The following is a 2,414-nucleotide window of genomic DNA, read 5'->3' on the forward strand; positions in this document are numbered from 1 at the left end:
CGGGGGCCGTCCGGGCGCTGGAGGCGGCCGCGCGCGCCGATCTCGCGTCCCAGGGCTTCGCCGACGACCAGATCGCCACGACGGCGCGGGCCGAGATCAAGTTCGCCGGCTCCGATACCCCGCTGACCGTCCCGTTCGGGCCCGCGCCCGAGATGACGGCGGCCTTCGAGGCCCTGCATCGCCTGCGCTTCGGCTTCTTCGCCGAGAGGAAGGCCCTGATCGTCGAAACCCTGGAAGTCGAGGCCGCGGGGGTCTCGGAACGGTTGTCGACGGCGCGACCGGAGCATGCCGAGGCCGAGCCGGACTCAGGATCCCGGGCCCCCGTTCGGATGGCGGGCGAGACCCGCGACGCCCTGATCCGGCGGCGCGAGACGCTGGCGCCGGGGGAAGCGCTCGACGGGCCCGCGGTCATCCTGGAGGATACGGGCACGACCGTGGTCGAGCCCGGCTGGCGGGCGTCGGTCGACGCCGGACGGAACCTGATCCTGGAGCGGGTGGTCCCCCTGCCCGCCCGTACGGCCGTCGGCACGGCGGTCGATCCGATCCTGCTGGAGGTGTTCAACAGCCGCTTCATGGCCTGCGCCGAACAGATGGGCGAGGCGCTGCGGGCCACGGCCTATTCGGTGAACATCAAGGAACGGCTGGACTTCAGCTGCGCGGTCTTCGATGCGAAGGGCGCCCTGATCGCCAACGCCCCGCACATCCCCGTCCATCTGGGCTCCATGGGCGAGAGCATCCGCACGGTGATCGCCTCGCGGGGGTCCGGCGCGGACGGACAAGCGGCGGACGGGCGCGGCATGAAGCCGGGCGACGTCTACATGCTGAACGCGCCCTACAACGGCGGCACCCACCTGCCCGACATCACCGTCATCATGCCGGTGTTCCTGGACGGCGACGCCGGGCCGACCTTCTTCGTGGCCGCCCGCGGCCACCACGCGGACGTGGGCGGGATCACCCCGGGCTCGATGCCTCCGACCTCGAAGACCGTGGCGGACGAGGGCGTCCTGATCGACGACTTCCTGCTGGTCGACGCGGGCGCGCTGAGGGACGCCGAGACGCGGGCGCTGTTCGCCTCGGGCCCGCACCCGTCGCGCAACGTCGACCAGAACATGGCCGACCTGAAGGCCCAGATCGCATCGTGTGCGCGCGGCGCCGACGAGCTGATCCGGATGTGCGCCGAGTTCGGACGCGAGGCGGTCGCGGCCTACATGGGCCATGCCCAGGACAACGCCGAAGAGGCCGTGCGCCGCGCCATCGCCGCGCTCAAGCCCGGCGCCTTCGAGCTCGAGATGGACGACGGGGCCGTCATCCGCGTCCGCATCGACGTCGATCCGGCGACCCGTGGGGCCGTGGTGGACTTCACCGGAACCAGCGACCAGCGGCCGAACAACTTCAACGCCCCGCTGTCGATCACGCGGGCGGCGACCCTCTATGTCTTCCGCACCCTGGTGGACGACGACATTCCGCTGAACGAAGGCTGCCTGAAGCCGATCGAGCTGATCGTGCCCGACGGCTCGATGCTGCGACCGCGCTATCCGGCGGCGGTGGTGGCCGGCAACGTCGAGACCAGCCAGGCGGTGGTCGACGCCCTGTACGGCGCCCTGGGCGTCCTGGCCGCCAGCCAGGGCACGATGAACAACTTCACCTTCGGCGACGACGCCCGCCAGTACTACGAGACCATCGCCGGCGGATCCGGCGCCGGGCCGGGCTTCGACGGCGCCTCGGCGGTGCAGACCCACATGACCAACAGCCGCCTGACCGACCCCGAGGTGCTGGAGACCCGCTTCCCCGTGCTGCTGGAGGAATTCTCCGTCCGGCGCGGCTCGGGCGGCCAGGGCCGCAACAGGGGCGGCGACGGGGCGGTGCGCCGCGTGCGCTTCCTGGAGCCGATGACGGCGGCCATCCTGTCCAACCATCGCCGAACCGCCCCCTTCGGCGCGGACGGCGGCGACCCGGGCGCCCTGGGGATCAACCGGATCGAACGCGCGGACGGGACGATCGAAAGCCTGGGTTCGACGGCCGAGGTCCAGATGTCCGCCGGCGACGTCTTCGTCATCGAGACTCCAGGCGGCGGCGGGTTCGGCAAGGCGTAGAGCCTCACCTCTCCATCGCCGCCCGCGGCGACGCCGGCCGCGGCCCATTGAGCGCCGACCTCCTCTTGCTTTCGTCATCCCGGGGCGCGCAGCGACCCCGGGACCCAGCGGCGCGCGAGAGCGCGAAGCTGTCACGCACACGGCTCGCGGAACCATCGCCTGCGCTGCGCTCCGGCGCCGCTGGGTCCCGGCCTTCGCCGGGATGACGAAAGCGGAGCGGCCGAGCCGGAACGCCCAGTCGGGTTCAGCGAAGAACATCGAGCGTTTTCAGCCTCCTGACCCTTCGTCATTCCCGTATTCCCACACCCCTCGCCGCCCGGC

Annotated in this window: 1 protein-coding gene; it reads left to right on the top strand. The window is 71.7% G+C overall.

The window, feature by feature from the left end; genetic code table 11:
• Positions 1 to 2,093 (top strand): hydantoinase B/oxoprolinase family protein (locus tag AC2W7C_RS16805; RefSeq protein WP_486002403.1); only part of this gene is annotated, 2,093 nt, incomplete at its 5' end.
• Positions 2,094 to 2,414 lie beyond the last annotated feature (321 nt).

The sequence above is a fragment of the Brevundimonas sp. CURTG3B2_SDJG genome (genome assembly GCF_057364705.1).